This is a genomic window from Streptococcus sp. 1559, assembly GCF_013276735.1.
Lineage (GTDB): Bacteria > Bacillota > Bacilli > Lactobacillales > Streptococcaceae > Streptococcus > Streptococcus pseudopneumoniae.
The window spans coordinates 8449-11637 of record NZ_VMLO01000035.1 but is presented as its reverse complement, the minus strand read 5'-3'; the positions used below and the strand labels follow the sequence as shown (position 1 = coordinate 11637).

Sequence of the window (3189 nt, the reverse complement as noted above, 5' to 3'; positions counted from 1 at the left end):
ATCACAGCTATCACAGCTACATTATACCACTTTGATAAAATTAGTCAACACTTATCCTGACACTTTTATCATTTTTTTCATCGCTGAATCCCACTGAAAGTTCTATAAGGAAGTTAGCCATCCAGCCCTCCTAAAAATGAGATGGTTCAACTATAGTGAAATGAAATAAGAACAGGACAAATCGATCAGGACAGTCAAATCGATTTCTAACAATGTTTTAGAAGTAGAGGTGTCCTATTCTCGTTTCAATCTACTATAGCTTATGACGAGCCCTTCCTTTACCAGACAGATCTATAGCGAAAGGAAATAAAAACGCAACAGATTGATTAGGAAATGCAAAGCAATTTCTAAAACTGTTTTAGCAGTCGCTATCTACTTTCCTAGCTTCCAGCTACTCTATCTTTGACACCGGACTCATCTACTCTTGCCCCTATTTTTAAGCACAATAAAAGCCAGTAGACTCGAGTTCCTACTGACTTTCCTTCTCCGTGGTTTAGACTAGGCAGCCAAAACGTTGCGTCCTTTACGACGACGAGCTGCCAATACGCGACGACCATTTTTAGTTGACATACGGTTACGGAATCCGTGTTTGCGCGCACGACGAAGTTTACTTGGTTGATAAGTACGTTTCACGATGAATACCTCCTCATAGATTTTGTATTCGTTTAGCCGGCTATAAAGTGATCAGTTACTAAACATACTTTACCATTCTATCTGATTCTGTCACTTTTGTCAATAGCTCTAGGCAAATGTTTCCAGCTTTTTCTCATGTAAGCCCTATCTGCGATACTGTTTTAAGAAACGAGTCATCTTTTCTTGGATTTGGGCTAGTTCCTCGACACGAGGAAGGTAAACGATACGGAAGTGGTCTGGTTCCTGCCAGTTAAAACCGCGACCATGCACCAAGAGAACCTTTTCCTGCTTCAAGAAATCAAGGACAAACTGCTCATCATCATCGATACGGTACATATTGCGGTCGATTTTGGGGAAGATATAGAGACCCGCCTTGGGTTTAACGGCAGATAAACCTGGAATATCCTGAATGGCATGGTAGATGAAGTTTCTTTGCTCATAAATCCGTCCACCAGGAAGGAGTAATTCATCGACTGACTGGTGACCACCCAAGGAGGTTTGGACGACTTGTTGGGCCAAAACGTTAGAGCAAAGGCGCATATTGGACAGCATATTGAGCCCTTCGATATAGCCCTTAACATGAGTCTTAGGTCCAGACAAGACCATCCAACCCACACGGAAACCAGCAATACGATGAGATTTTGACAAACCATTCATGCTGACACAGAAGACATCTGGTGCCAGGCTCGCCACAGGCGTATGCACATGTCCATCCATGACCATGCGGTCGTAAATTTCATCCGCAAAGATAATCAAATCGTTTTGACGGGCAATCTCAATAATTTCCAACAAGAGTTCCTTCGGATAAAGGGCTCCAGTTGGGTTGTTTGGATTGATAAGGACGATTGCCTTGGTATTGGAAGTGATTTTTGACTTGATATCGTCAATATCTGGGTACCATTCTGCAGCTTCATCACAGATATAGTGAACGGCATTTCCCCCAGCTAGGCTGACAGCTGCTGTCCAGAGAGGATAGTCTGGCATTGGCACCAAGACCTCATCTCCATTGTCCAAAAGCCCCTGCATAGACATGACAATCAGCTCACTGACACCATTTCCAAGGTAAATATCATCAATATCTACGTTTGGGAATTTCTTCAGTTGACAATACTGCATAATGGCCTTACGAGCTGAAAAAATCCCTTTGGAGTCAGAATAGCCTTCACTATCACGCGCATTCATAATCAAGTCATGAATGACTTCGTCTGGCGCTGTAAAACCAAATTCTGCTGGATTTCCTGTGTTCAGACGCAAAATCTTTTCTCCATTTGCTCGCATCCGCATGGCTTCTTCCAAAACCGGACCACGGATATCATAAGCAACATGCTCTAACTTACTAGACTTGTTATATTCTTTCATCTTGTTTCCTCCATTCATCAGACTAGTAACATTATACCACTAGAAAAAGAATGCGACAAGTTTGCTGGAAGCTGTTACTAGATTTATATAGAAGAAAAACCTCGCTAAAAGCGAGGTCAAGACAAGTGAGATAGCAGGTGTTTTGCCAAAGAAAGATCACATACCAAAAGATAAACCTAGAAAAAGCAAGCCTAAAAAGGAGTCATAGAGAAGATTGAACATGAGGAAAAGCCCCCATATCATCAAGTAATCCCAGCGACCACTTCTTTTAGCGACTAGGAATAATACCAAATGGTAGAGTAAATGAAAGACTAAAAAGCCAACAAAACCTGGATAAAGAAGCGGAATCAACCTATCTAATTGCCAGATCATGATCACTTCTACCAAGACCGAAGCTAAGATGATTCCATAATAAAGGAAATTTATTTTTTTTGATTCTTGAAAAGAGTTTTTCATAACCACTCCTCTCCAATATATTCTATCTTTACTCTCACTCTTTTTTATATATTTTAACATATATACATACATATGTCAAGCGCTAACATTTTTTGAAAAATACTTTTTTTGCTTTACTTCTATAGTGAAAAGGTTTACAATTGTAGTAAGAAAATTTCAGGAGGTTTCATTATGGCACAACGTTACCAAAATATCATGGTCGCAATCGATGGTTCTAAGGAAGCAGACTTGGCTTTTGTCAAGGGAGTTCATTCTGCTCTACGAAACGACGCTAAACTCACCATCGCCCATGTCATTGACACACGCGCTCTCCAAAGCGTATCCACCTTTGATGCTGAAGTTTACGAACAACTCCAAGTCGACGCTGAAAGTCTGATGAAAGAGTACGAAAAACGTGCTAAAGATGCTGGGGTGGCAGATGTTCATATCGTCATTGAAATGGGAAATCCAAAAACTCTACTGGCACGTACTATTCCAGATGCAGAGGAAGTGGACCTCATCCTCCTTGGCGCAACTGGTCTCAACGCCTTTGAACGCCTCTTGGTCGGTTCTTCATCTGAATACATCCTCCGCCATGCTAAGGTCGATTTGCTGGTTGTGAGAGAACAAGAAAAAACCTTATAATCACAAAGAAAAGGAGCTCAGCGCTCCTTTTTGTTTACTATTTATACTCTTCGAAAATCTCTTCAAACCACGTCAGCTTCCATCTGCAACCTCAAAAACATGTTTTGAGCTGACTTC

4 protein-coding genes are annotated in these 3189 nt (G+C 41.2%); 1 reads left to right on the top strand and 3 read right to left on the bottom strand.

Annotated features, from left to right (window positions below):
* Positions 1 to 498 precede the first annotated feature (498 nt).
* The 3 genes from rpmH to HT688_RS06010 all read right to left on the bottom strand — a co-directional run bounded on the left by rpmH (position 499) and on the right by HT688_RS06010 (position 2448).
* Entirely contained in the window at positions 499 to 633 is a 135-nt protein-coding gene (gene rpmH, locus HT688_RS06020) for a 50S ribosomal protein L34 (RefSeq protein WP_000831907.1), read from the bottom strand.
* 144 nt (positions 634 to 777) lie between these two features.
* Positions 778 to 1992, bottom strand: a complete 1215-nt coding sequence (locus HT688_RS06015; protein ID WP_138700872.1) for a pyridoxal phosphate-dependent aminotransferase — start codon at positions 1990 to 1992, stop codon at positions 778 to 780.
* A gap of 156 nt (positions 1993 to 2148) precedes the next feature.
* Positions 2149 to 2448: a hypothetical protein gene (locus HT688_RS06010; RefSeq protein ID WP_000797852.1), complete on the bottom strand. Its 300-nt coding sequence runs from the start codon at positions 2446 to 2448 to the stop codon at positions 2149 to 2151.
* A gap of 171 nt (positions 2449 to 2619) precedes the next feature.
* Between HT688_RS06010 and HT688_RS06005 the strand changes: the two genes are divergently transcribed.
* The gene (locus tag HT688_RS06005; protein ID WP_050208772.1) at positions 2620 to 3072 is read left to right on the top strand and encodes a universal stress protein; all 453 of its coding nucleotides are present in this window, start codon (positions 2620 to 2622) and stop codon (positions 3070 to 3072) included.
* Positions 3073 to 3189: the final 117 nt, after the last annotated feature.

What these genes read in the sequence shown, in the direction of transcription:
- HT688_RS06015 (WP_138700872.1), bottom strand. Translation starts at nt 1,992, where the DNA reads ATGAAAGAATATAACAAGTCTAGTAAGTTAGAGCATGTTGCTTATGAT.
- HT688_RS06010 (WP_000797852.1), bottom strand. Translation starts at nt 2,448, where the DNA reads ATGAAAAACTCTTTTCAAGAATCAAAAAAAATAAATTTCCTTTATTAT.
- HT688_RS06005 (WP_050208772.1), top strand. Translation starts at nt 2,620, where the DNA reads ATGGCACAACGTTACCAAAATATCATGGTCGCAATCGATGGTTCTAAG.